The sequence below is a fragment of the Ochrobactrum sp. SFR4 genome, from assembly GCF_019730395.1.
GTDB lineage: Bacteria > Pseudomonadota > Alphaproteobacteria > Rhizobiales > Rhizobiaceae > Pseudochrobactrum.
Genome location: NZ_JAAPBB010000001.1, coordinates 119,116 through 143,514 on the forward strand (window position 1 = coordinate 119,116; position 24,399 = coordinate 143,514).

The following is a 24,399-nucleotide window of genomic DNA, read 5'->3' on the forward strand; positions in this document are numbered from 1 at the left end:
AAAAGATTTTCATTTTGAATCTTTTTTGATAGGATTTTTTTCGGGAGAATAATGAGGGGGGAAAGATCGGTGAATCTACCGGCGCTTATTGAAGCACAGTGGTCACGCCTGACAGCCAATCAGCAGAAAATTGCTGATTTCGTGCTGACGAACCCCTTTCCGGTTGCCACAATGGGCATTGAAGAGCTGGCAACAGCCACCGAAACCTCTACCGCCACCATCACACGTTTTGTCAAAGCGCTTGGCCTGAACGGTTTCACCGAATTTCGCGCCCATGCCGTACAAGGTTATCAGTCTCTGCTGAAGCCGGTTGAAAACATCGATCGCGCCCGCCACATACCGCCGCGCCGTGTGATTAAAGATGCCTTCAAAAATGCTCTTTCACAGGTGCAGACTGTTGCAAAGCAAGCCGACAATCCGGTCTGGGAAAGCGCCGCCATGCGTATCCAGAACGCCCAGCGCATCGCTTTCTTAGGCTTTGGTGTCAGCGGCAATCTGCTTCAGCTTTTTGCCGACAGGTTGCTGCCTTTCAGCCGTGCGCAGGTCATGCTGACCGGTGAGAACGGCATGGAGCGGGTCGCGCTTAAAATCGCAGGCCTCGGCCCTGAAGATCTGCTGATTGCCATGGCATTGCCACGCTATTCACAACACACAGTCGATTTTATGAAACTCGCCCGCGGTCGCGGCACCTATTGCATCGCGGTTACAGACGGAGCGCATTCTCCGCTTTGCGCCCTCAGCCATGAGCAAATTTTTATTCCGGCGGATCATCCGGTTCTGCACAGTTCCGGCATTGCCGCACTTGCTGCTTTTGAAACTATTCTCGCCGTTCTGGCGGCCCATCATCAGAGCGTGTCCGATGCCGTATCGATGACACGCTTTCTCATGCCCTATTTTTATGCGGATGATGAACAGCATCCGCAGTCCAAAACGAGGACCACGGATGTCAGTGAAGCCGAGTAACCCGCAAACAGCACCGGTGATCCGCGTTGAGAATATCAGCGTTGATTTCAAAGGTGATGAAAGCACATTCCGTGCGGTTAAGAACCTGTCTTTCGAGATCAAGGCCGGAGAAACGCTGGCTGTGGTTGGTGAATCCGGCTCTGGTAAATCCGTAACCTCGCTGGCAATCATGCGTCTGGTGGAAAGCGGCGGCGGCAAGATCACCGAAGGCGGCATCCACTTTACCGGCAATGACGGTGTTACCACCGATCTCACCAAACATTCCCTGAAAGCGATGGAAAAGATCCGCGGCAATGATATTGCCATGATCTTTCAGGAACCAATGACCTCGCTCAATCCGGTTTTCACCGTTGGCGAACAAATTGCCGAAGCTGTGCGTTTGCACCAGAATTGCTCTGCTTCAGAAGCGCGTGCGGAAGCGCTGCGCATGCTGGAAAAAGTCCGTATTCCCGATGCAGCACGCCTGCTTGACCGCCACCCGCATCAGCTTTCCGGTGGTATGCGCCAGCGCGTGATGATTGCAATGGCGCTGTCCTGCAAACCGAAACTGCTGATCGCCGATGAGCCGACCACAGCGCTTGACGTGACCATTCAGGCACAGATTTTGCGCCTCATCCGCCTGCTGCAGGAAGAAATGGGCATGGCTGTACTGTTCATCACCCATGATATGGGTGTGGTGGCAGAAGTAGCCGACCGCGTTCTCGTGATGCGTCACGGTGAGAAGGTTGAGGAAGGCACTGTGGAAGATGTCTTCAAATCACCGCAGCATCCTTATACCCGCGCTTTGCAGGCTGCTGTGCCACGTCTTGGTGCACTGAATGGTGAAGATCTGCCGCGCCGTTTCCCGATGCTCAAAGCCGATCATGCAGACGGCAAACCTGCCGAATTTGAAGTCTCCCCGCCGCAGGATACAATCAAATCCGACGAACCAGTGCTGAAAGTACAGAATCTGGTTACCCGTTTTGATATCCGCCGTGGCTTCTTCTCCAAACTGGCCGGTCGTGTACACGCGGTTGAACAGGTCAATTTTGATCTGCGTCAGGGCGAAACTCTGGCACTGGTGGGGGAATCCGGCTGCGGAAAATCCACCACCGGCCGCACCTTGATGATGCTGCAGGAAGCCACTTCCGGCTCTGTACAGTATCGCGGCAAGGATATTTTCAAGCTGAGCGGCGCTGAGAAACTCGCCGTTCGCCGCAAGATCCAATATGTGTTTCAGGACCCGTTTGCCTCGCTCGATCCGCGCCTGACAGTTGGCTTCTCAATTGCCGAACCGCTGATTACCCACGGCCTTGCCAAGGGCAATGAGATTGAGGAGCGCGTTGTGCAATTGCTGCGCGATGTCGGCATGCAGCCGGAACATGCGCGCCGCTATCCGCATCAGTTCTCCGGCGGTCAGCGTCAGCGTATCTGTATTGCCCGCGCTCTGGCCGGTGATCCGGATATTCTGATTACGGATGAGGCTGTGGCCGCACTGGACGTTTCCATTCAGGCGCAGGTCATCAACCTGATGATGGAATTGCAGGAAAAACGTGGCCTGTCCTATATTTTCATCAGCCATGACATGGCCGTGGTTGAGCGCGTCTCGCACCGTGTTGCCGTGATGTATCTCGGTCAGATTGTTGAAATCGGTCAGCGCCGCCAGATTTTTGAAAATCCGCAGCATGCTTATACCCGTCGTTTGCTCTCTGCGGTGCCGATTGCCGATCCGGCACGGCGCGACCGCAACAGACCGCTGATCGAGGGCGAAATTCCAAGTCCGGTGCGCAAGCCCGACGATATGCCTGTTGTCAAGCCATTGATTGAGGTGGAACCCGGCCATTTTGTAGCCCGCCACCCGATCGGTGATTTTAAATAATAAGTGGAAGGAGAAACTAATGAAACTGAAATCAATTCTGCTGTCATCGGCATTAGCTGCCGCTGTCATGCTTCCGGGCACTGTATGGGCGAAATCGCTCACTGTTGCTGTTCAGGACAACCTGACCGGTCTTGATCCTGCTGTGGTCAATGACACCCTGTCCCAGACTTCACTGCGCCTGATTTATCAAGGTCTGTTCGGTTTCGACAAGGATATGAAACTGATCCCGCTTCTCGCTGAAAGCTATGAAGCCAATGAAAATGCCACCGAGTTTACAATCAAACTGCGCAAGGGCATCAAGTTCCACGACGGCACAGATTTCAATGCTGCGGCTGCCAAGTTTAACATCGACCGTCTTGCCAATCCGGATAACAAACTGTCCCGCCGCAGCCTTGTTTCCATGGTTAAGGAAGTACAGGCCGTAGACGATTCAACCATCAAGCTGATCCTCAAAGAGCCTTTCGGTGCCATGGTTGCCTCTCTCGCCCATCCGGGCGCGATGATGATTTCTCCGGCAGCGCTGGAAAAATTCGGCAAAGATATCGACCGTAATCCGGTCGGCACCGGCCCGTTCACTTTCAAACATTGGGCTGCAGATACACTGGAAGTCGTGAAAAACGACAATTACTGGAAAGAAGGCATGCCGAAAGTTGACGGCGTGACCATCCGCTCCGTTCCGGAATCCGGCGCCCGTTTCGCTATGCTGCAGACCGGCGAAGCTCAGTACATTCCGACATTCCCGACTGAACTGATGAAGGCAGTCGAAAATAATCCGAATGTTCAGGTCGAAGCGACACCGTCTATCGTTGAAACCTATGTCGCCATGAACAACCTGAAGAAGCCGTTTGATGATCTGCGCGTGCGTCAGGCTCTGAACTATGCCGTTGATAAAGACGCTTTCTGTAAAGTTGTTTCCAATGGTTACTGCTCGCCAGCAGATTCCATCATTCCTTCGGCTCTGGCATTCCATGTGAAAGCCGGTGACTACACTTTCAATCTCGACAAAGCCAAAGAACTGATGAAAGAAGCAGGTCTCGAAGCCGGTTTTGAAACAGAAGTCTGGGCTGCCTCCAATACCGGCTCCCTGCGTGCCGCGCAGTTCATCCAGCAACAGCTGGCGCAGATCAATGTAAAGGTCAATGTCGTGCCGCTTGAAGCCGGTGTTGCCGCGCAGAAAGTCTGGGGTGTTGATAAGCCTGAAGATGCAACTGTGCAGCTGTATTACGGCGGCTGGTCTGCTTCGACAGGTGATGCTGACTGGGGTATTCGCCCGCTGCTTTACGGCCAGAGCTTCCCGCCTGCAATGTTCAATGTTGCATATTATAAAAACCCGAAGGTTGATGCTGCGATTGAAGCAGGTATTGCAACCGCGGATCCGGCAAAACGTGCTGAAGCCTATGCGGAAGTGCAGAAGCTTGCTTGGCAGGATGCACCGTGGATTTTCCTTGGTGTAGGTCAGAATATTGCAGCCAAGAGCAAAAGCCTGTCGGGCGTTTATATGCTGCCTGACCGCGGCTTCCTGCTCGAAGATGCCGCTTTTGCTGAATAACAGCGCGTGAAATAACGTGCTGGCCTTTACCAGAGCATTTTCAGTCTGATTTTATCATCGAAAATGCTCTGGCTTCTATTTTGACGCATATCTTATCCGAAAACCGCTTCGCATTTTTCGGGATATGCTTTGAAGGCCAGCACTGCTTTTCCGGAAGGGAACCCATGTTTGCCTATCTGATCAAACGGCTGTTGGCCACTGTCCCTGTCATTGCGATGGTGATGGTCTGCGTTTTTGCCTTCGTGCATATGTTGCCCGGTGATCCTGCCCGTCTTGTTGCCGGCCCTGAAGCCAGCGCTGAAGATGTCGCCGTTGTGCGCTCCTCGCTCGGGCTTGATAAACCGCTGCCTGAACAGTTCGTCCGCTATTTTACCCGCGCTGTACAGGGCGACTTCGGCATTTCGCTGAAAACCCGCCGCACCGTTGCGGAAGAAATCGGCGCCCGCCTGATGCCAACCGTCTGGCTGACCTTGTTCGCCATGCTCTGGTCAACGGCTCTCGGCTTGCTGATCGGCGTTGTCTCCGCTGTCAAACGCGGCAAATGGCCTGATTATGCGGGTATGATTATTGCGGTTTCCGGTATTTCCTTTCCGCCTTTCTGGCTCGGCCTGCTGCTTATCAATCTGTTTTCCGTACATCTCGGCTGGTTCCCGACCGGCGGCTACGGCACATGGCAGCATTTTGTCATGCCGTCCTTTACACTCGGCGTCGGTGTTGCTGCGGTGATGGCGCGTTTCACCCGTTCTTCCTTCATCGAAATTGCCCGTGAAGATTATGTCCGCACTGCGCGCGCCAAAGGTGTGCCGGAGCGCCGTGTGATCTGGAAACACTCCCTGCGCAATGCGCTGATCCCGATCATCACCATGGTCGGTCTGCAATTCGGCTTCCTGCTCGGCGGCTCGATTGTGGTTGAGAGCGTATTTTCATGGCCGGGTCTCGGCCGTCTGCTGGTCGATTCAGTTTCCTATCGTGACTATCCGGTCATTCAGGCGCTGATCCTGCTGTTCTCGCTGCAGTTCATTTTCATCAATATGCTGGTTGATGTGCTGTATGCTTTCGCAAATCCGGAGATCCGCTACAAATGAGTGCGACAACTGTTGTGGTGGAACCCACCGAAAAAATGCGCAAGCCTTTGGCTGAATTCTGGCGCCGCTTTAAAAAACAAAAAGTGGCTATGGTTGCGCTTATCTTCATCATCACACTGGTGCTGATGGCTATCTTCGCGCCGTTTGTTGCCCCTTATGATCCGACAATTCCGGATTATAATGCTGTGCTGCAAGGGCCAAGTGCCGCCCATTGGGCAGGCACGGATACCTATGGCCGCGATATTTTCAGCCGTATCATCTGGGGAGCACGGATTTCGCTGTCCGTCGGCTTCCTGTCCGTAACACTGGGTGCTCTGGTGGGCGTCTCGCTCGGCATCATCTCCGGTTATTACGGTCGCTGGATTGACTCCGCTGTGATGCGTCTGTGCGATCTGCTGCTGGCCTTTCCGGGTATCCTGCTGGCGATCGCTGTTATCGCCATTCTCGGACCTGGCATCACCAATGTGATCTATGCGGTTGCGATCTTCTCGATTCCGGTTTTTGCCCGTCTTGCCCGCGGCACAACATTGCAGCTCAAGCGCACTGTTTACGTGGATGCATCCCGCGCTATCGGGGTTAAAGACCGCGTGATCATGCTGCGCCATATTCTGCCGGGCACACTGCCGAATGTGATCGTCTATTTCTCCATGCGTATCGGGACATCCATTCTGACTGCGGCATCCCTCTCCTTCATCGGTCTGGGCGCACAGCCACCAAGTCCAGAATGGGGTGCCATGCTGGCAGACGGTCGCTCCTATATGGGCGTTGCCGATCACCTGACCCTGTTTCCGGGCATTGCAATCTTCGTAACGGTTCTGGGTTTCAACCTGTTTGGTGACGGTCTGCGCGACGCATTGGATCCGAAACTGCGCTCTGACTGATGAACTTGCCGCTGTTGGTGAAATAGCGGCAAATTTCTCCGGCTTTTCAATATCTGAGGAATATTATGTCTGAAACTACTCCTGTAATTGCACTCCACGGCGGTGCAGGCACGATCCTGAAATCCAACATGACACCGGAACGGGAAGCCGCCTATCACGCAGGCCTCAAAGCCTGTCTCGAAGCCGGTCTGAAAATTTTACATGAAGGCGGCAGCGCATTGGATGCAACCACTGCAGCCGTTATGGCGCTGGAAGAAAACCCGCTGTTCAATGCCGGTCGCGGCGCGGTTTATACCACTGATGCTACCCACGAAATGGATGCTGCCGTGATGGACGGCGCAACCCGTGCCTGCGGTGCGATCACCGGCATTTGCGGCCCGCGTCATCCGGTGCTGGCAGCACGCGCGGTGATGGAACGGACCGAACATGTGTTTCTCGCTGGTGAAGGCGCAAAACGTTTCTGCGAAAATGCCGGTCTGGAAATGATGGAACCGGAATGGTTCGGCACCCAGCAACGTCTGGACGCGCTGAAAGCGGAAATGGAACGCCGCCGTCTCGGTCTTGCTGATGATGGTGATCCGGCACGCAAACACGGCACCGTTGGCGCTGTTGCACTCGACAAACACGGCCATATTGCTGCTGCCACCTCCACCGGCGGCATGACCGCTAAAACACCGGGTCGCGTGGGTGACAGCCCTGTGATTGGTGCCGGTACTTGGGCTGACGATAAAACCGCAGCGATTTCCGCCACCGGTCATGGCGAATATTTCATTCGCTGGGCGGTTGGCCACGAAATTGATGCGCGTATGCGCTGGGCAGGCCAGAGCCTTGCACAGGCTGCAGGCGATGTGGTGCAGGAACTGGGCGAACTCGGCGGTTCCGGCGGCCTGATCGCCGTTGATGCCAAAGGTAATATCGAGCTGCCGTTCAACAGCCCTGGCATGTATCGCGCTTGGTGTGGTGCAGACGGCGTGATCCATACCGGCATTTACGGCAAAGAAGACTAATCTTCCTGTTCAGTCTGAGATACAATCCCCCGACCAGCAATGGTTCGGGGGATTTTTTTGCTTATTTCTTCCACTATCCATGAAATTGCTGCGTATTTTTTTCAATGGCCGCTCTGGATCGGCTCCCCGAATTCAATTACTTTGCAGTCAGCCTAAAATTACAGGGTCATCAGAGAGCCGTGCACCCCATTGGACGCACAAAGGTCGCTCTAAGATTTTAAATTATGCAGCAGCTGAAAGAAGTCATTTCGGTGCCACATCAACAAGACCCTCAGAGCGACAGCCACCTACCGGACATTCCCTTTTTCACGCAACTCGGCATTCTGCGCAGGCTTCTGAATTCCTCGGAAGAGTTTCTGAAACTGGCGGCCATGTCTGTTACGCTGCTGCTGATTTTGCTGGCAACCGCCTATGGGCAGGTAACACTCAATCAATGGAATGTACCGTTTTATAATTCCATTGAGCAGCGGGATGTTCCGGAATTTATCCGGCAGTTGCAGATCTTTGTCTTTATTGCTGCCGGATTGCTGGTTCTCAATGTTGCGCAAAACTGGTTTCAGCAAACGCTTTCCGTAGTGATGCGCAAAGCTATCGTCAAAAATCTTCTTGATTGCTGGCTACATGGCAACAAGGCATCCAAACTCGATAAGACCGGTTTTTATGCGCAAAATCCCGACCAGCGCATCCATCAGGATACAAGACAGCTGGCGGATTCAACCACGGGGCTGACAATCGGTTTCATTCAGTCTTCCATCCTCTTATTCAGTTTTATCGGCATTCTGTGGAATGTGTCGGAAGGTTTTGTATTTCGCTATAACGGCTACGAATTCTCACTGCCGGGCTATATGGTCTGGGCGGCCATTCTCTATGTTGGACTTGCCTCTGCCCTAAGCCGTTTAGTGGGGCGCGGGCTGGTCAAACTGAACGCCGCCCGTGAAGCGCAGGAAGCCGAGTTCAGAACCGCTCTTGTTAAGATTATCAGTGAAAACGATAATTATCCGATGGCCAATGAGAGCGAGCGGAAAATCGGTTTTTTGCGCGGTAAATTTCAAGGCCTGTATTCCAGCATAAAAAAGCTGATCCTTATGGAAACCAATCTTACTTGGATTTCATCAGGCTTTGGCTGGATGGCTATTGTGGTGCCGATTTTGGCTGCTGCGCCGATCTATTTTTCCGGCGGTCTTAATTTCGGCGGGCTGATGATGACAGTCGGTGCGTTCAATCAGGTCTATTCAGCCTTGCGCTGGTATGTGAATAATTATCAGGCCATTGCCGAATGGCGCGCGCATCTGCTGCGTATTACCGGCTTCCACACATTGTTGCTGACCGAATAAAAACAGGCGCGGAATAACACCGCGCCTGTAACATTCATAACTGTTTTCGTATGTTTAATCAGCGTTTAGCCGCTGCTGCGCGTTTCAAAATCTCAATCACCATCTCCGAGGCCTTGTTCAGTGAAGCCACCGGCAGGAACTCGTAGATTGAATGGAAATTATGCGCACCGCAGAACAGGTTCGGGCAAGGCAGACCTTTTTCTGACAGAACTGCACCATCATAGCCACCGCGCATCGGAATGGCATAAGGTTCGACACCAATAGCTTTCATCGCTTCCAAAGCCAGTTCAACCGGATAGAAATTATCGCCCTTCAGTCCTTCGGCAGCATTGCGATACATCGGACGATACTCAACCGAGACTGTGCCTTCACCATGCAACTGGTTAAAGCTTGCCGCGAGTGTATCAATGAAATTACGGCGTTTATCATAGCCCTCTACAGTAAAATCGCGGATATCAACCACGATTTTGGCCGATGCCACGCTGCCCTGAATACCTTTGACCCAGTAATAGCCTTCACGATTTTCCGTATGTTCCGGCCGCTCACCCGCCGGCAGCATACCAACATATTGCTGGGCATAGAGAATGGCATTACGCAGCTTGCCCTTAGCCGACATCGGGTGGGCAGGCTGGCCGCGGAAAGTGATGTGAAACTCACCGGCATTCCAGTTTTCATAAACAATTTCACCCACTGCACAGCAATCCAGCGTATAGGCGAAATCCGCATTGAGGCTCGGCACATCCAGAGCTTTCGCACCAAGCAGGCCGATCTCCTCATCCGGCACAAACACGACTTTAACCTCGCCATGTTCAATCTGCGGATTATCCTGCAACACCTGCATCGCATGCATCACTTCAGCGATCGCTGACTTATTATCCGCACCCAGCAGGCTGGTGCCGTCTGTCACTATAATACGGTCGCCTTCGTAACGCTTCAGTTCCGGAAATTCCTCAACGCGCATAACGATATCAAGTGCTTTATTGAGGACGATATCCCCGCCCTGATACTCCACCACATGCGCCTTGGTATCAGTGGTATATTCACCGCTGGTATCCATATGGGCGACCCATGCGATCACCGGTGCCTGACGGCCGGCATCTTTGATATTGGACGGCAATGTACCAACCACGATGGAATGATCTCTCATTTCCACGTCAAGCCCCAGATCACGCAGTTCTCCTGCCAACAGATTGGCGAGTTCCGTCTGGCCGCTGCTGGACGGGAGTTTTCCCGCATCGGATACGGCTGTGGTATTAATACGGGTATAGTTCAGAAAGCGTTCAACAATATCCATCGGATTCTTTCAACTCAGCTTACAGTTTCATTTCATCTTGCAGAAATGGCGCCGGTGACGGCGCCATTGATTTTCAAACAAGTGCTCACCAAAAACGGGTAAGATCGTGTTGCTTATTCTTCGATATCAACATCTTCAAAGAGATAACCGCCAAAAGGATCAACACGGAAATCTTTGACTTTCTTGCTAACCGGCTGTTCCATCACCTGATGGGCAATCGTCAGCCAAGGTGCCTGTTCTTTAAAGACTACCTGAGCCTGTTCATAAAGCTTGGTGCGTTCTGCCTGATCAGTTGTCAGCTTAGCCGCCTGAATAAGCTTTTCGAAATCCGCATTACACCAGTTGGCACGGTTACTGCTGCCGACAGCTTCACAACCCAGCAAAGCTGCGAGGAAGTTATCCGGATCAGCCATACCACCGGTCCAGCCGAGCATCACCGCACCATCACGGTCTTTTTCGAGCGAGCGCTTGAGATATTCGCTCCAGTCATAGGAGACGATCTCAGCCTTCACGCCAACTTTCGCCAGATCCGCCTGCATCAGCTCTGCTGCACGGCGTGCATTCGGCATATAAGGACGCTGCACCGGCATTGCCCAGATCTTCATGGAAAGATCTTTAATACCGGCTTCATCAAGAAGCTTGCGCGATGCTTCAATATCATAGGCGTCGTCTTTGACGTCTTTATTGTAACCCCATACGCCCGGAGGCATTGCGTTGATCGCGACCATACCGGTTGAACCAAAGACGGCATCAATGATCGCCTGTTTGTTGATCGCCATATTCAGCGCTTTACGCACGCGCACATCATCGAACGGTGCAACAACAGTATTATAGGCCATGAATGCAATATTCAGGCCTTCTTTGCGCTGCACTTCAAGCGAAGGATCGGCTTTCATCTCATCAATATCCGCAGGGTTCGGATAAGCGATGATATGGCATTCACCCGCTTTCAGCTTCTGAAAGCGTACCGATGCATCCGGCGTGATCGCGAAAATCAGATTGTCGATTTTCTGCTTACCGCCCCAATAGTCAGGATTGGCCTGAAAACGCACAGCGCTGTTCGCCTGATAATCCACATATTGATACGGACCTGTACCAACCGGCAACTGGCTTAGCTGATCGGTCTTGCCTTCTGCTACCAGCTGATCTGCATATTCCTTGGACTGAATGACTGCAAATGTCAGCGACAGCGAAGCAATCATGGTTGCTTCCGGACGGTTCAGCACGAACTTAACCGTATGATCGTCGATCTTCTGGATTTCTTTAATCAGTGTCGGGAAAGAATAGGCACCATATTGCGGCCAGGTTCCCTTACCGTAAAACGGGTTTTCTTTATTACCCTGACGGTCAAAGCTGAAAATCACATCATCCGCATTGAATTCACGGGTCGGTGTGAAATAGCTGGTTGTCTGGAACTTCACGCCTTTACGCAGATGAAACGTATATTCCTTACCGTCTTCCGAAATCTCCCAGCTTGTCGCCAATCCCGGTTCCAGCTCTGTTGAGCCGCGCTTGATTTTAATCAGACCATTGGACACGTTACGCGCCGAAGCGTCATAAGTTGCCCCTGATGTGGTGGTTGCCGCATCAAAATTGTCCGGCGCTGCTTCCGAGCAGTAGATCAGTGTTTTGGCTGAAGCCTGCGCTGAAGCCAGCCCGCCCAGTACCAATGCAAGCGCAGTGGCTGAAAGGGCCTTTGTATAAATATTCATATGGTATTCCCCAATTCCATCCGGCACCTGAGCAGATCAGGTGATTCCGCAAGATGATAGTGGAACGATCTCTGTTTTAGTTCCATTGATTATTTTATATGAAACACCAATGATCCCAACTAAAAACAGGGATGCCAGCCAGAACTCATTTGTCTGAAGCAAAACCGGAGCCCCCGCCGTCATGGATACATTCAACACTATGCGCACCTTTCGCCGCATTGTCGAACTTGGCGGGCTGGCAAAGGCTGCAGAAGATTTGGGCATCTCCCCCGCCGGTCTCAGCAAACAATTGCGGGCGCTGGAAGCGCATCTCGATACGGTACTCATTCAGCGCACCACACGCAGTATGAGCCTGACAGAAACCGGTCGCACCTATTATGCCGATTGTTGCCGGATATTGGACGAGCTGGATATGCTCGAGCGCTCAATCAAACAACAATCCCAGCGGGTGAGCGGCAAATTACGTGTTAATGCGCCTTTGTCTTTTGCACTCAGCACACTCTCCCCGTTACTGGCCGGATTTCTGCAACAATATCCGGATTTGCAGCTGGATTTGGTGATGGAAGACCGGCTGGTTGATGCCGTTGCCCATGGTTTTGATGTTTCCATAAGACTGCGCAATACGCTGGAAGATTCCACACTCATTGCCCGCCGCCTTGCCTCTCTTGAACAGAAACTCTGTGCCGCGCCGGTCTATCTTGAGAAATACGGCACACCGGAAACAGCGGCGGATCTCCATCGCCATAAAATACTGAATTACAGTCTGGCACATACGCAAGGCGTTACCATTGACAGTGAGACGCAGGAACCGGACAGCAACGCTCTGTCACCTAATGGTGATCACAGTCAGGTCAATAATAGTCTGATGCTGCGTGATTTGCTGATTGCCGGATTGGGAATCGGCGCCTTACCGTCTTTCCTTGCAGATCCCGCTATTCGTGATGGCAAATTACAGCGCATCCTGCCTGCTCTCGTGAATGAACCGCGTCATATTTATGCGGTCTATCCGACCAGCCGCCATTTGCAGCCCAAGGTCAAAGCCTTTGTCGACTTTCTCAGCCAGCACCTGCCACGGGCTTTGCAGGTGGGCTGAACGCGCATTCTTAACCTGCAGTAAAAACTGTATGCACCGCCACGTGCTTATTCCGCTGCGGTGAGACCGGTAATGTGATGTTCAACGAAAGGACATCACAATGACACTCCAAGCAAACAACGTCACCTCACCGCTGATCATTGATTTCTATCATGATGCTGTATGCGGCTGGTGCTACGTCATGTCGCCACGCCTGCGTCAGGTCGCCGGTGAACTCGGCATTCAGGTACGTCACCACACATTTGTCTTGCAGGATTCCCGCGAACAGATGGTGCAAGTATTCGGCTCTATGGAGCGTGCCAAGAGCGAAATTCTGGGTCACTGGGAAGCCTGCGCCAGGCAGGACGATGCACAGCGCATCAATATTGAAGGTATGCGCGCGCAGACCTTTGAGTATCCGAACGGACTGGCTTCGGCACACGCCTGTCAGGCTGCTCACATGTTTGGCGGAGACACAGCCCATTGGGATTACTTCGATGCAGTACAGCGTGCCCATCTCACAGAAAACCGCAATATCGGTGATGCCGCAGTGCTCACAGATATTGCTGCCTCTCTGGGCTTTGATCGTGATGCTTTCACCACCGCTATGACCAGTGAAGATGCAGCACAACGCGTACAAGCAGACCGAATGCAGGCCATGCAGCTTGGTATCCGCTCAATTCCCACTCTGATTGTCAGCTCTGCGGACAAAATAACCGACCCGATCCGTTTGCAAACCACGCCTGCTGAACTGCTGAAAAGCCGTTTGCAGGACATGATGCAAGCCGCCTGAACACTCCTCCTCCCAAACACTATATTTCCAAAAGGAACAATCATGCCTGTAAACTTCTCCGGCCGCTTGCTCGGCCTGCTGATGCTCGGCACTGCCAGCTTCTCCGCCACCTTTTCCCCTGCACTCGCTGAGACCGCAGCCAAACCGGCTGTTGCTGCCAGCGGGCAGGAAGTCGGCATCAGCCCATGGGGGCCGGAAGATGAAATCGGCCGCCTCAATCTGATTACCCCCGCTTCACGTGCGGCCATTCTCTCCCGTATCGACGGCAGTAAAGTCTATGATCTGGCAACAGATTATTATCTGGGCATGCCGAGCTGGCAGGATGCCGGTGACCCGCATTATCAGTTCTGGATGACCCATACGCCGCGCGGTACCGAGATTGACGACCCGATGGGTGTCGGCAAAGATATGAACACGACCCGCAGCTATACCGGCACGGCTTTCTCCATGTATAGCCATACCGGCACACATATTGATGCGCTCAACCATTTCGGTATTCACGGTAAAATCTGGAACGGTTTCAAAGCCGATGAACATCTTGGTGATCGTGGCTGGAACCGCACCGGTATTGAAAAATTCCCGCCGCTGATTGCCCGTGGCGTGATGATTGACGTGGCTGCTGCCAAAGGCGTGGATATGCTGCCGGATCAATACCGCATCACACCGCAGGATCTCAAAGATGCACTGGCCAAACAAAAGACCACGCTTCAGGAAGGCGATATTGTCCTGATCCGCACCGGTCGCATGAAGCTCTTCAATGACCCAAAAGCCTATATGGCTGCACCTCCGGGAATGGGTCTTGATGCAGCACGTTATCTGGTTGAAGAAGGCGGCGCGATGATTGTTGGTGCGGATAATCTGAGCTTCGAAACTTTCCCGTCAGAAGTTGCCGATGATTATGTGCCGTTGCATACCTATCTGCTGGCACAACAGGGCGCACCGATTATTGAGCTGATTGCTCTGGATGAACTCTCAAAAGACAAAGTCTATGAATTTGCCTTTATCGGCGGGCCTCTGAAAATCCGTGGGGGTGATGCAGCACCACTGCGTCCGGTTGCGATCCCTGTACGATAATTCAAATATCTCAGCATAACAGCATCATCCGGCAGATCTGAAAAACCTGCCGGATTGGTGATTCCCCTGCCGGTTAAAATGCTTTAAGTGTTGCAGACAGCCGGTTCCGGCAATCCTGTGTAATGTCGGTCAAACCGGAAATTATTGATGTCACTGAAAAGCATTTTTTATACACTGCTCGCAGGCACCACTCTATGGGCAGGCCACGCTCAGGCTGAGGTCATTGAAAAGGTTAAACCCTACGCCATTTCCGGCACCACAGGTCCTGCACTCTATGCCGCTATCGGCGAAAAAGGGCCACTGATCGGCAAAAATATCCGCACCATTGCTCATACAAATTATACCCTTCTTTGGTCGCGTAAATATAAAACCGATGACGGTAATTGCACTTTAGTGTCTGCAAAACCGAAACTGACCATCACTTATACATTGCCGAAACCGGCACAGAAGCTGCCGCCGCAAACCGCAGCCCTTTGGTCAACCTTCTTTGATGGCATTGAAAAACATGAACATATTCATGGTGATTACATCAAAGAGATGGTGCAGAAAATTGAAGCTGCGACCGTCGGCATGTCTGTTGCCAAAGACCCGAAATGCGTAAAGTTCAAGACAGAACTGAATAAAGTGCTCTCGGAACTGTTTCAGGAACAACGCCAGCGCGGTCGCGATTTTGACCGTCTGGAAATGTCACAGGGCGGCAATGTCCATCAGCTGATCTTAGGGTTAGTGAACAGTCAATAATTTGACGTGCATCTGTGCATGAGTCCTGAGTGCGTCCCCATAAGTCGCATACAGAACATAACTTCATTGCTGTAAATTTACAAACAAACGCGCAAAACGGTATATCACCTGCCCAAAATGGCAGATAGATACGCCTTTTTGAGCACTATTGTGCCTGTACTCTGCCATTTCGTCACTGTAGTTATTTGCGTTGCAGAAAGAGGAGGTTGTCTGCAACGGAGGATATACCTCTGCCCCTGACAGGTCTTTGCATACACACATTCTGCATCAAACTATGTTGAATGTGAGCATATTATGCAAAACAGCACTTGTATGCGGAGCCAAGGAATTTTATCAGAACGCAATAATAAGTTGTATTACCGGTTGAGGTTCCCAGCCTGACGGGTAAATCCGCGCGAAAGCGCTATAATGGCAGACACCCTGTGGAGCGCAGGGTCAAACGGAGCAGGCAATGAAAAATCATTCTGATATCTGGGATATCGTGGAAGAGAAAAGCCCTGCTTATTTTGACCTCAGCGACATCGCAGATGCCGGTTGTGTGCAGGATACACGACTGCCTTTATGGAAAATGACCGGACAAATGGTTGCGCGGGCTGAAATGCCTGCTGCCCGTGCCGGTCTGACAAAACGCTCCGGCATAACAGTTTCCATCCGTCCTGCAACGGACGATGTTCAGCCAGCCTTGCCCCGTCAACTGCACTAAAGGCCGGCTACAGGATATCACTATGACTTTCTCTCTTTTATTCTCTAACAGGCCAAGGACATTATGAAGCAACTCAGCTTTTTTGAAATCCTCAGCTTCGGGCCTGACGGCTGGGGGCATGTTCTGCTCACCGGTGCCTTGATGAGTGTTGCCCTTGCTGTGACCGGCTTTTTGCTCGGCGCTGTCATCGGTGTGTTCGGCGCATGGGCTAAAATCTCCGGCGGACGTGTAACCCGTACCATTGCGGACGGCTATACAACGATCATCCGTGGCATTCCCGATCTGCTGATCATCTATCTGTTTTATTTCGGTGGCAGCGCAGCGATTACCGCAATCGGCAAATTGTTCGGTGCGGAAGGTTTCCTCGGCTTTCCGGGCTTCCTCGCCGGTATGCTGGCCATCGCTATTTCCTGCGGCGCACATCATACGGAAGTTTTCCGCGGTGCGTTCAAAGCCGTTGCCAAAGGCGAGCTGGAAGCGGCAACAGCCTGCGGCATGGGCCGCTGGATGAAATTCCGCCGTATTATTGCGCCTCTGTCACTGCGTCATGCTTTGCCGGGTCTGGGCAATGTGTGGCAGGTCTCCTTGAAAGAATCCGCTCTGGTATCTGTCACCGGTGTTGTGGAACTGCTGCGTCAGGCACAGATCGGTGCCGGTTCTACCGGTCTGCCGTTCAACTTCTTCCTGATCGCCGGTGCCCTCTATCTGCTGATTTCGTCTGTTTCCGGCGGCATTCTGCAGTCTGCTGAGCGCTATTTCTCGCGCGGCGTGAGGAGAGCCCAATGAGTTTTGAGTTTTTCGCTGAATCCTTCATGGCGATGCTGGCAGGTTTGCCGCTGACCCTGAAACTGGCTGCAACAGCCATTGCATTGGGTGCCTGTCTTGCGCTGATCATCGCTATGATGCGCCTCTCCGGCAATTTCGTGCTGGACTGGATTGCACGCATCTATGTGTTTGTGTTCCGCGGCACGCCGCTGCTGGTACAGATTTTCATCATTTATTACGGCCTCAGCCAGTTTCCGGCGGTTCGCCACTCTTTCCTGTGGCCGATCCTGCGTGAGCCTTACTGGTGTGCGGTGATCGCACTGACGATGAACACCGCAGCCTATGCCGGTGAGATTATTCGTGGCGGCCTGCTATCCGTGCCTCATGGTCAGATTGAAGCTGCCAAAGCCTCCGGCATGTCACGTTTCACCACCTTCCGCCGCATTACAATGCCACTGGCTATTCGTCAGGCATTGCCGGCTTACGGCAATGAAATGATCTCTATGGTCAAGGCCACTTCGCTGGCTTCGATCATCACACTGATGGAAGTCACCGGTATTGCTGCCAAACTGATTGCCGAGAGCTACCGCGCCATTGAAGTCTTCATTGTTGCCGGTGCGATTTATCTGGCTATCAACTTCATTCTGACCCGTCTTCTGCTGCTGGCTGAATACCACCTGACGCCATATCTGCGTCAGCCTGTTCCTGTCAGCGTACCGACCAGCAATCCAACCTCTGGCGGCAATGTTCCTACAGAAGGAAAACTATCGTGAGCAACACTGTATCCGCATCCGCACCGGTCGCGCTGAAAGTCGAAAACCTGCGCAAGAATTTCGGTCAGGTCGAAGTGCTGAAAGGTATTTCGCTCGAAGCCCGCGAAGGCGAAGTGATCTCCATTCTCGGCTCTTCCGGTTCCGGCAAATCCACGCTGCTGCGTTGCATCAACCTTCTGGAAACACCGACATCCGGCACGGTCACCATTTCCGGTGAAACCATCAAGATGGCACAGAATTCCAAAGGCGAAAATCACCCGACTGACAAGAAACAGGTCTCGCGCATTCGCTCGGAACTCGGCATGGTATTCCAGAGCTTCAATCTCTGGTCACATAAAACCATTCTGGAAAATGTGATCGAAGCGCCGATCTATGTGCAAGGACGCAACCGCGCTGAAGTCATTGAAGAGGCCGAAGCATTGCTGGCAAAAGTTGGTATTGCTGACAAACGCAACTACTATCCTTCACATCTCTCAGGTGGTCAGCAGCAGCGTGCAGCGATTGCCCGCGCTCTGGCGATGAAGCCAAAGGTCATGCTGTTTGACGAACCGACTTCCGCGCTTGATCCGGAACTGGTCGGCGAAGTTCTGCGCGTGATGCGCGGTCTTGCCGAAGAAGGCCGTACCATGCTGGTTGTGACCCATGAAATGGGCTTTGCCCGTGACGTGTCCAACCGCGTTATCTTTGTGCATCAGGGTCAGGTTGAAGAAGACGGCGCGCCGTCTGAAGTCTTCACCAATTCCAAATCAGAGCGTTTCCGCAAATTCATCAGCCACGAAAATGCGGCTTAAAAGCATTTCCAGCAAAAGCGTGAAGCGGTTTTGTGTAGGATAATGCGTAACAACAAAGATACAGAGCGGCTCAAAAGTTCAATCCTGAATGGAGCCGCTCTAAATGAATAAAAATGATATGAAACAGGGTGCTTCTATGAAAATCAGCCTCATCACCAAATCGCTTCTTGCTTCTGCAATGCTGCTCGGCGCCGTATCGGCCAGCGTCACTGCACAGGCTGAAGAAAAGAAATGGACCAAAGTAACCATCGCAACTGAAGGTGCTTACCGTCCGTACAACTTCACCAAAGCTGACGGCACACTCGACGGCTATGAAATCGAGCTGAGCAAATATCTCTGCGACCACATGAAAGTGGAATGCACGATCGTTGCAACACCGTTCGACAGCATGATCCCTGCGCTGAACGCCGGTAAGTTTGATGCAATCATGGCTGGTCTGACTGCCACTGCCAAGCGTGAAGAAACCATTGATTTCTCGGTTTCCTATGGCCTGACACCACAGACTTTCGCGACGCTGAAAGACAGCCCGTATGCGAAACTGCCACATACCGGTGAAACCGCGTTTCTTGCGAACGACGACGAAGCCACCAAGAAGCTGATCAGCGAATTCGCAACGTCGATCGAAGGCCGTACCGTTGGCGTACAGACCGCTTCGCTCGGCCTGACTCTGCTCAACACCTATTTCAAAGATTCCGCTGATATCCGCGAATATAAAACCACTGAACAGCATGATCTGGATTTGAAGTCCGGCCGCGTTGATCTGGTTGTTGCTTCGCTGGCCTATCTGGCCGATGCCGCTAAAAAGCCAGGCAATGAAGATATGGTTCTGACAGGTCCTTACTTCAAAGGCGGCGTATTGGGCCGTGGTGTTGCTGTAGGTCTGCGTAAGAACGAACCTGAGCTGCAGAAGAAGTTCAGCGAAGCGATTGAAGCTGCAAAAGCAGACGGCACAATCAAAAAGCTGTCCGAAAAATGGTTCGGTTTTGACGTAACTCCATAAGTTACAGATACAATTTGAAATCATGAATGTGGCTGCGATTTTCGCGGCCACATTTTTTATGCGTGAGCCAAAGCAGTAAGACCATGTTCAAACCCGGTCATCGCATAAAGACATGATCTGATCTGAAACTTTGATGATCCGCTCTGCGCAATATGATTGGACGGCAAGGCTTTGTATCTGTAGAAGCCTTTGTTATTCAAACATTTCTCATCCTGCATCCGGATCACGACTATGCCTGTATATGAACTCGCCGCACTCGGAGCCGCGACTTGCTGGGCGTTTACAGGTATTATTTCCGCTATTCCGGCAGGCCATGTCGGCGCACTGGCATTCAACCGTGGCAGACAGGTTTTCGTCACCGGATTATTACTGATCTATGTGCTGATCACCGGTACATGGCAGGATCTCAGCTGGGATAGCGCTGTGCCGCTGCTGCTCTCCGGCCTGATCGGGATTTTTGTCGGCGACTCTTTGCTGTTTACCGCTCTGAACCGTCTTGGCCCCCGCCGTTCCGGTATTCTGTTTGCCCTCAATGCGCCGATTGCCGCCGTGCTTGGCTGGCTGCTGCTGGATGAAACATTATCGCCTATGGGTGTGCTTGGTATTGCCATCACCATTTCCGGCGTTTTGCTGGCCATTCTGTTCGGCAAGCGCCGTGCGCAAATCCATGAATGGGAAAAGATCAAAGGCCCGCTGTGGATCGGTGTCGGGCTGGGGCTGGCAGCAGCGACCGGTCAGGCCATCGGCTCGATTATCGCACGCCCTGTGATGGCCAGCGGTATTGATCCGGCACTGGCATCCCTGCTCCGCGTCGGTATTGCCGCCTGCTGTTTGACCGTGCTGACACAATTACCGTTTCCGGCACTCAAACCGAAAAAACCTTTTACGCTGAAGATTGCGTTCCTCACCGCTTTGACCGGCTTTCTCTCGCTGGCATTGGGCATGACTTTGCTGCTCTTTGCACTTTCCGGCGGCAAAGTCGGTATCGTCTCCACCATCTCGGCCACAACACCGGTGATTATTCTGCCGCTACTATGGCTGCGCACCGGTGAACGCCCCGCCAATGGTGCATGGCTTGGTGCGCTGCTGGTTGTCGCCGGAATGGCACTGATTATGCTGCGCTGAGTGAAACCCTCACTCAGCAGCTTGCTGTTGATAATGATGGCCGGAAACCACACGCACAGCTTCAGAAACCGCTTGTGCAATGCGGTTCTCAATCAGCACATTGCTGAGCTTGCCATCGGTAAAATCACGGTCTGAGACATAGATTGCAGTCGGTAATGCAAAAGCTTCGAAAAAGCCAAACAGCGGGCGCAACTGATGCTCGACAATCAGCGAATGGCGGTCACCGCCGCCGGTTGCCGCCAGAATAACCGGCTTGCCACGCAGTAATTTCGGATCGAGCAGATCGAAGAAATGTTTGAACAGCCCTGTATAGCTGCCTTTATAGGTCGGTGTGCCGACAACCAGCAGATCAGCCGCAGCGATTTCATCCACAATATCAGAAGCCTGCTTGTCGAGTTGTGACGGCCAGCGTGCAGCCGGAAAAGATGCCCCCAGATCGGCAATATCATAGACGGATGACACACCGCCAAGCGACAAAGCTGCCTGTCCGGAAATATGTTCAACAAAGCCGCGGGTTTTAGACGGGCTGGTGAGGTTGCCGGAAAATCCGGTTATGCGGGGCGCAGTCATAGTCTTTCCTCGGAATTTTCAGATGTGTCATGTGTCAGCGGGAGAGGCAAAGGAATGTCTCCCGTAAAAACCGGTACGCGGTAACCGCGTTGCACAGCTTCACGCTGCGCGATCTTCAGATACCAGCGCCGTACGGCAGGATAATCATTAAGATTGATTTTATGGCGTTCAAAACGTGACACCCACGGCCAGACCGACATATCGGCAATGGAATAGTCTCCTGCCAGATAGTCTTTGCCGGTGAGATGCAGCTCCAGCTTTTCATAAAGCCGTTTGGTTTCCTGCGCGAAGAGCGCGGAGGCTGCCGGCGCCGCATCCGGATGATAGGTCAGAAAATAATGCGCATGGCCAAGTGTGGGGCCAAAACCGCCAACCTGCCAGAAAACCCATTCCAGCACTGCATAACGTTCAGCGCCTGAGGCTGGCAAAAATCTGCCGGTCTTCTCTCCGAGATATGTCAGGATTGCACCGGATTCCAGCAATGCCAGCCCGTTTGAATGATCGATAATCGCCGGAATTTTAGAACCTGCATTAATCTTGCGGTAACTATCCGAGAACTGCTCGCCTTTGGTCAGATCAATTGCATGCGCCTGATAGGGCAAGCCAAACTCTTCCAGCGCAATGGAGGTTTTCAGCCCGTTGGGCGTTATCCATGTGTAGAGATCAATCATATCAGTCGAACATTAACTCAGGCATCGCGTCGGATGATGGACGGTTTATCATATTACGTCCGGTCACATCTTCCAGCCCGTCAAAAATCTCCCGCAACCGCAGCACAATTTGCTCAACACGCGGATCAGCCACGCTGTAGATCATTGTCTTACCGTCGCGTCTGCAAGCAATGGCACCTGCCTCACGCAGAATACTCAATTGTTGCGACAGGCTCGGCTGCGGAATACGCAGTTCCGCTTCCAGCTCACCGACCTGCGCTTCCTGCTCCATCAGATAGCAGACCAGCGCCAGCCGGTTTGCATTGGCAATCAGCTTGAGCAGGTCACTCGCTGTAGTGACCGAACGGCATAAACGGGCTGCAACCGGCTTGGTCATTAAACCTCTCTTTATAACCAACGCGCAAACATTCTATAAAAAAATATATTGATAACCAATATTAATCAATATGTTATAAATTAAAGCGTTAAAAATTATGACCTGCGCCCGTGTCAAAAACTAGAATAATCCGTTACAAATCCGCGCAAAATTAGAACAGCCCGCTTTGGCATTCATTTTACAAAAACGTAAATTGTAACTCAGTACCACAGGCAGAGAATTCCGGTTTCTGCCTGCCATCTGAAAGGGCAGTTTATGAAAATCGGTGTTCATCCCAGCAATCTGCATCTGCGTATCGCACAAGTCTGGCCTGATGCCTTTGCCGCACTGGATGGTGAGTTTGTCAGCTATCGTGAAGGGCGCGACACCGGCCGCCTGATTGCGGAAGGCAAGATTGATTTTGGTGGCACCGGCTCAACGCCACCGATTACTGCCGCACTGGACGGATTGAAGGTAAAATATATTGCCGCCTCTGCTCCGCGCCCTGCCAATGGCGCAATTCTGGTGCGCGCTGACAGCCCGATCAAATCCATTCCTGATCTGAAGCACCGCCGTATCGGGCTGGTCGACGGTTCTTTCCAGACTTATTATCTGGCACGCAATCTTGAAGAGGCCGGTCTCAACCTCGCTGATATTGAACGCGTCGAGCCGGAAGTGAATGACGCCCTGCCAGCTCTGCTCGACGGGCGTGTTGATGCGTGGATTGCCATGGCACCGCGTCTGGAAAATGCACTTGAGCGTGATGATATCCGTCTGCTCTCACGTTGCGGCTCCACCATTCCTAACCGCTCTCTGTTCTGGACGCTTGAAGACAGCGGACTTGATTTCGAAACCCGCTTAGCAATTGCACAGGAGCTGGCACGTATCGGCCGCGAAATCACAGCAGATCCGCATCAGGCCGCCCGCAGGCTGGTGGAAAGCGGTGCAACGGAAGCCAGCCTGCGAGGTTGGGAAAAGGTAATTGCCTCTCGCGATTTCACCATCATTCCGGCTGATGACATCATTCTCACAGAACAGCAGACAGAAGCAGAGGTTCTGCATCGTCATGGTCACTTTGACCGCCTTGCTCAGATTTATCCGCAAGCTGCCTGATCGCCACAATCTCCTAAATTTAAGAATACGGACAATGATATGAATATTTTCTGGTATATGTGCGCACCTGACGGTGCCTATCCGTGGAAGCCTGAAGGTTCCCGCAAGGTTGATCTCGGCTATTACAAGCAGCTTGCCATGGCCTATGACCAGCTGGGTTATACCGGCGCACTCTTTGCCACCGGCGCCCATGATGTATGGGGATTGGCCAATTCACTGCTGCCTTATACGGAGCGGCTGAAATTCCTCGTTGCCATCCATCCGGGTCTGATTGCGCCGACTTTGCTTGCCAAAATGGCTACGAGTTTTCAGGAATTTTCCAACGGTCGCCTGTTGGTCAATGTCGTATCGGGTGACGCCAAAATGCTCGGCGCCTATGGTACGAACATTCCCCATGATGAACGCTATGACATGGCCGATGAATATCTGACCATCTGGCACAAGCTGTTTGCCGGTGAGAGCGTGGATTATCAGGGCAAATATTTCTCCACGACGGGCGCCAAACTCGCACTGCCGGTGGGGGATACGATTGCCCCGCCGCCGCTCTGGTTCGGCGGCTCCTCCGATAAAGCGCTCGATGTTTCCGCCAAGCATACCGACACTTACCTGTCATGGGGTGAAACGCCGGAGCAGATCGGTGCGAAAATCGCCAAGGTTAAAGAACGCGCCAAGCAATTCGGCCGCACCATGCAATATGGTATCCGCCTTTATGTGATTGTGCGTGATACAGATGCCAAAGCATGGGAAGTCGCCAATGATCTCTATGCCCAGATGGATGCCGCATCCATTGCCGCTAATCAGCGTTTCGTTTCCAATACGGATTCCGTTGGCCAGCAGCGGATGAGCGCTTTGCATGGCGGCGTTAAGCCTGAGAACCTGCGTGATCTGGAAATTGCGCCGAACCTCTGGGCAGGCATTGGTCTTGTCCGTCCGGGGCCTGGCACAGCCATTGTCGGCTCGCCGGATACGGTTATCCGTACACTGGAAGCCTATCGTGAAGCGGGTGTGGAAACATTCATCCTCTCCGGCATGCCGCTTTTGGAGGAAGCCTATCGTTTCGGAGAAACTGTGCTGCCACGCCTTGATGTTTCGACCGAAGTAACGCAAGCAAAGCATTATACATGGTCAACTCTGTTTGACCGCGACCTCTCCAAGCTCAAAACGGCCTGA

Annotated in this window: 23 protein-coding genes and 1 pseudogene; 19 read left to right on the plus strand and 5 right to left on the minus strand. The window is 52.5% G+C overall.

What is annotated here, in order from left to right:
* Positions 1 to 69: 69 nt before the first annotated feature.
* The 7 genes and pseudogenes from HBA93_RS00475 to HBA93_RS00505 form a co-directional block, all read left to right on the plus strand.
* Complete coding sequence (locus HBA93_RS00475) at positions 70 to 963, plus strand: MurR/RpiR family transcriptional regulator (RefSeq protein WP_075654260.1); 894 nt, start codon at positions 70 to 72, stop codon at positions 961 to 963.
* Entirely contained in the window at positions 944 to 2,821 is a 1,878-nt protein-coding gene (locus tag HBA93_RS00480; RefSeq protein ID WP_221721960.1) for an ABC transporter ATP-binding protein, read from the plus strand. The genes HBA93_RS00475 and HBA93_RS00480 overlap by 20 nt, the downstream gene beginning before the upstream one ends.
* Positions 2,822 to 2,840: 19 nt before the next feature.
* Positions 2,841 to 4,370 carry a glutathione ABC transporter substrate-binding protein gene (locus tag HBA93_RS00485; RefSeq protein WP_121993920.1) on the plus strand — a complete coding sequence of 510 codons (1,530 nt, stop codon included), beginning with the start codon at positions 2,841 to 2,843 and terminating at the stop codon, positions 4,368 to 4,370.
* A 164-nt stretch (positions 4,371 to 4,534) separates the two neighbouring features.
* Positions 4,535 to 5,455 carry a glutathione ABC transporter permease GsiC gene (gene gsiC / locus HBA93_RS00490; RefSeq protein ID WP_022710155.1) on the plus strand — a complete coding sequence of 307 codons (921 nt, stop codon included), beginning with the start codon at positions 4,535 to 4,537 and terminating at the stop codon, positions 5,453 to 5,455.
* A complete protein-coding gene (locus tag HBA93_RS00495; RefSeq protein ID WP_022710156.1) occupies positions 5,452 to 6,336 on the plus strand; it encodes an ABC transporter permease subunit in 885 nt (294 codons plus the stop codon). Before gsiC ends, HBA93_RS00495 begins: the two co-directional genes overlap by 4 nt.
* Before the next feature lie 65 nt (positions 6,337 to 6,401).
* Positions 6,402 to 7,343: an isoaspartyl peptidase/L-asparaginase family protein gene (locus tag HBA93_RS00500; RefSeq protein WP_121993919.1), complete on the plus strand. Its 942-nt coding sequence runs from the start codon at positions 6,402 to 6,404 to the stop codon at positions 7,341 to 7,343.
* A gap of 389 nt (positions 7,344 to 7,732) precedes the next feature.
* A pseudogene (locus tag HBA93_RS00505) lies at positions 7,733 to 8,668 on the plus strand (SbmA/BacA-like family transporter); the annotation flags it as partial.
* 67 nt (positions 8,669 to 8,735) lie between these two features.
* On the opposite strand, the gene pepT reads toward HBA93_RS00505, so the two are convergent.
* Both pepT and HBA93_RS00515 read right to left on the minus strand, forming a co-directional pair.
* Positions 8,736 to 9,971 carry a peptidase T gene (gene pepT, locus HBA93_RS00510; RefSeq protein ID WP_121993917.1) on the minus strand — a complete coding sequence of 412 codons (1,236 nt, stop codon included), beginning with the start codon at positions 9,969 to 9,971 and terminating at the stop codon, positions 8,736 to 8,738.
* 113 nt (positions 9,972 to 10,084) lie between these two features.
* The gene (locus HBA93_RS00515; RefSeq protein ID WP_221721961.1) at positions 10,085 to 11,683 is read right to left on the minus strand and encodes an ABC transporter substrate-binding protein; all 1,599 of its coding nucleotides are present in this window, start codon (positions 11,681 to 11,683) and stop codon (positions 10,085 to 10,087) included.
* A 181-nt stretch (positions 11,684 to 11,864) separates the two neighbouring features.
* On the opposite strand from HBA93_RS00515, the gene HBA93_RS00520 reads away from it, so the two are divergent.
* The 10 genes from HBA93_RS00520 to HBA93_RS00565 all read left to right on the plus strand — a co-directional run bounded on the left by HBA93_RS00520 (position 11,865) and on the right by HBA93_RS00565 (position 20,520).
* Positions 11,865 to 12,776 carry a LysR family transcriptional regulator gene (locus HBA93_RS00520; RefSeq protein ID WP_221721962.1) on the plus strand — a complete coding sequence of 304 codons (912 nt, stop codon included), beginning with the start codon at positions 11,865 to 11,867 and terminating at the stop codon, positions 12,774 to 12,776.
* A gap of 100 nt (positions 12,777 to 12,876) precedes the next feature.
* Positions 12,877 to 13,548: a DsbA family oxidoreductase gene (locus tag HBA93_RS00525; protein WP_221721963.1), complete on the plus strand. Its 672-nt coding sequence runs from the start codon at positions 12,877 to 12,879 to the stop codon at positions 13,546 to 13,548.
* Positions 13,549 to 13,590: 42 nt separating this feature from the next.
* Positions 13,591 to 14,622: a cyclase family protein gene (locus HBA93_RS00530; RefSeq protein WP_122092339.1), complete on the plus strand. Its 1,032-nt coding sequence runs from the start codon at positions 13,591 to 13,593 to the stop codon at positions 14,620 to 14,622.
* 147 nt (positions 14,623 to 14,769) lie between these two features.
* The gene (locus HBA93_RS00535) at positions 14,770 to 15,363 is read left to right on the plus strand and encodes a DUF922 domain-containing Zn-dependent protease (RefSeq protein WP_122092340.1); all 594 of its coding nucleotides are present in this window, start codon (positions 14,770 to 14,772) and stop codon (positions 15,361 to 15,363) included.
* Positions 15,364 to 15,814: 451 nt separating this feature from the next.
* Entirely contained in the window at positions 15,815 to 16,066 is a 252-nt protein-coding gene (locus HBA93_RS00540; RefSeq protein ID WP_122092341.1) for a hypothetical protein, read from the plus strand.
* Between the two features lie 63 nt (positions 16,067 to 16,129).
* Positions 16,130 to 16,852, plus strand: coding sequence for an ABC transporter permease (locus tag HBA93_RS00545; RefSeq protein ID WP_121993910.1), 723 nt, complete (start codon positions 16,130 to 16,132; stop codon positions 16,850 to 16,852).
* Positions 16,849 to 17,604, plus strand: a complete 756-nt coding sequence (locus HBA93_RS00550; RefSeq protein WP_122008966.1) for an ABC transporter permease — start codon at positions 16,849 to 16,851, stop codon at positions 17,602 to 17,604. The genes HBA93_RS00545 and HBA93_RS00550 overlap by 4 nt, the downstream gene beginning before the upstream one ends.
* On the plus strand, positions 17,601 to 18,395 hold the full coding sequence (locus HBA93_RS00555; RefSeq protein WP_121993908.1) for an ABC transporter ATP-binding protein: 795 nt from the start codon (positions 17,601 to 17,603) through the stop codon (positions 18,393 to 18,395). The genes HBA93_RS00550 and HBA93_RS00555 overlap by 4 nt, the downstream gene beginning before the upstream one ends.
* 136 nt (positions 18,396 to 18,531) lie before the next feature.
* Positions 18,532 to 19,395: a transporter substrate-binding domain-containing protein gene (locus tag HBA93_RS00560; RefSeq protein ID WP_113943366.1), complete on the plus strand. Its 864-nt coding sequence runs from the start codon at positions 18,532 to 18,534 to the stop codon at positions 19,393 to 19,395.
* A 231-nt stretch (positions 19,396 to 19,626) separates the two neighbouring features.
* Positions 19,627 to 20,520: a DMT family transporter gene (locus tag HBA93_RS00565; RefSeq protein WP_221721964.1), complete on the plus strand. Its 894-nt coding sequence runs from the start codon at positions 19,627 to 19,629 to the stop codon at positions 20,518 to 20,520.
* Positions 20,521 to 20,529: 9 nt separating this feature from the next.
* Here HBA93_RS00565 and msuE read toward each other — a convergent pair whose 3' ends face one another.
* Genes msuE through HBA93_RS00580 form a run of 3 tightly spaced genes read right to left on the minus strand, consistent with a single transcriptional unit; the run spans position 20,530 to position 22,137 of the window.
* Positions 20,530 to 21,090, minus strand: coding sequence for an FMN reductase (gene msuE / locus HBA93_RS00570; RefSeq protein WP_221721965.1), 561 nt, complete (start codon positions 21,088 to 21,090; stop codon positions 20,530 to 20,532).
* Entirely contained in the window at positions 21,087 to 21,761 is a 675-nt protein-coding gene (locus HBA93_RS00575; protein WP_221721966.1) for a glutathione S-transferase family protein, read from the minus strand. Before HBA93_RS00575 ends, msuE begins: the two co-directional genes overlap by 4 nt.
* A gap of 1 nt (position 21,762) precedes the next feature.
* A complete protein-coding gene (locus HBA93_RS00580) occupies positions 21,763 to 22,137 on the minus strand; it encodes an ArsR/SmtB family transcription factor (protein WP_221721967.1) in 375 nt (124 codons plus the stop codon).
* A gap of 255 nt (positions 22,138 to 22,392) precedes the next feature.
* Between HBA93_RS00580 and HBA93_RS00585 the strand changes: the two genes are divergently transcribed.
* Together HBA93_RS00585 and HBA93_RS00590 are read left to right on the plus strand one after the other, a co-directional pair.
* Positions 22,393 to 23,229 (plus strand): ABC transporter substrate-binding protein, encoded by an 837-nt coding sequence (locus HBA93_RS00585; protein ID WP_221721968.1) that lies wholly within the window; start codon positions 22,393 to 22,395, stop codon positions 23,227 to 23,229.
* Between the two features lie 39 nt (positions 23,230 to 23,268).
* Positions 23,269 to 24,399, plus strand: coding sequence for an LLM class flavin-dependent oxidoreductase (locus HBA93_RS00590; protein ID WP_221721969.1), 1,131 nt, complete (start codon positions 23,269 to 23,271; stop codon positions 24,397 to 24,399).

Coding starts and splice junctions, on each gene's coding strand:
- HBA93_RS00480 (WP_221721960.1), top strand. CDS start 944: ATGTCAGTGAAGCCGAGTAACCCGCAAACAGCACCGGTGATCCGCGTT.
- HBA93_RS00485 (WP_121993920.1), top strand. CDS start 2,841: ATGAAACTGAAATCAATTCTGCTGTCATCGGCATTAGCTGCCGCTGTC.
- gsiC (WP_022710155.1), top strand. CDS start 4,535: ATGTTTGCCTATCTGATCAAACGGCTGTTGGCCACTGTCCCTGTCATT.
- HBA93_RS00495 (WP_022710156.1), top strand. CDS start 5,452: ATGAGTGCGACAACTGTTGTGGTGGAACCCACCGAAAAAATGCGCAAG.
- HBA93_RS00500 (WP_121993919.1), top strand. CDS start 6,402: ATGTCTGAAACTACTCCTGTAATTGCACTCCACGGCGGTGCAGGCACG.
- pepT (WP_121993917.1), bottom strand. CDS start 9,971: ATGGATATTGTTGAACGCTTTCTGAACTATACCCGTATTAATACCACA.
- HBA93_RS00515 (WP_221721961.1), bottom strand. CDS start 11,683: ATGAATATTTATACAAAGGCCCTTTCAGCCACTGCGCTTGCATTGGTA.
- HBA93_RS00520 (WP_221721962.1), top strand. CDS start 11,865: ATGGATACATTCAACACTATGCGCACCTTTCGCCGCATTGTCGAACTT.
- HBA93_RS00525 (WP_221721963.1), top strand. CDS start 12,877: ATGACACTCCAAGCAAACAACGTCACCTCACCGCTGATCATTGATTTC.
- HBA93_RS00530 (WP_122092339.1), top strand. CDS start 13,591: ATGCCTGTAAACTTCTCCGGCCGCTTGCTCGGCCTGCTGATGCTCGGC.
- HBA93_RS00535 (WP_122092340.1), top strand. CDS start 14,770: ATGTCACTGAAAAGCATTTTTTATACACTGCTCGCAGGCACCACTCTA.
- HBA93_RS00540 (WP_122092341.1), top strand. CDS start 15,815: ATGAAAAATCATTCTGATATCTGGGATATCGTGGAAGAGAAAAGCCCT.
- HBA93_RS00545 (WP_121993910.1), top strand. CDS start 16,130: ATGAAGCAACTCAGCTTTTTTGAAATCCTCAGCTTCGGGCCTGACGGC.
- HBA93_RS00550 (WP_122008966.1), top strand. CDS start 16,849: ATGAGTTTTGAGTTTTTCGCTGAATCCTTCATGGCGATGCTGGCAGGT.
- HBA93_RS00560 (WP_113943366.1), top strand. CDS start 18,532: ATGAAAATCAGCCTCATCACCAAATCGCTTCTTGCTTCTGCAATGCTG.
- HBA93_RS00565 (WP_221721964.1), top strand. CDS start 19,627: ATGCCTGTATATGAACTCGCCGCACTCGGAGCCGCGACTTGCTGGGCG.
- msuE (WP_221721965.1), bottom strand. CDS start 21,090: ATGACTGCGCCCCGCATAACCGGATTTTCCGGCAACCTCACCAGCCCG.
- HBA93_RS00575 (WP_221721966.1), bottom strand. CDS start 21,761: ATGATTGATCTCTACACATGGATAACGCCCAACGGGCTGAAAACCTCC.
- HBA93_RS00580 (WP_221721967.1), bottom strand. CDS start 22,137: ATGACCAAGCCGGTTGCAGCCCGTTTATGCCGTTCGGTCACTACAGCG.
- HBA93_RS00585 (WP_221721968.1), top strand. CDS start 22,393: ATGAAAATCGGTGTTCATCCCAGCAATCTGCATCTGCGTATCGCACAA.
- HBA93_RS00590 (WP_221721969.1), top strand. CDS start 23,269: ATGAATATTTTCTGGTATATGTGCGCACCTGACGGTGCCTATCCGTGG.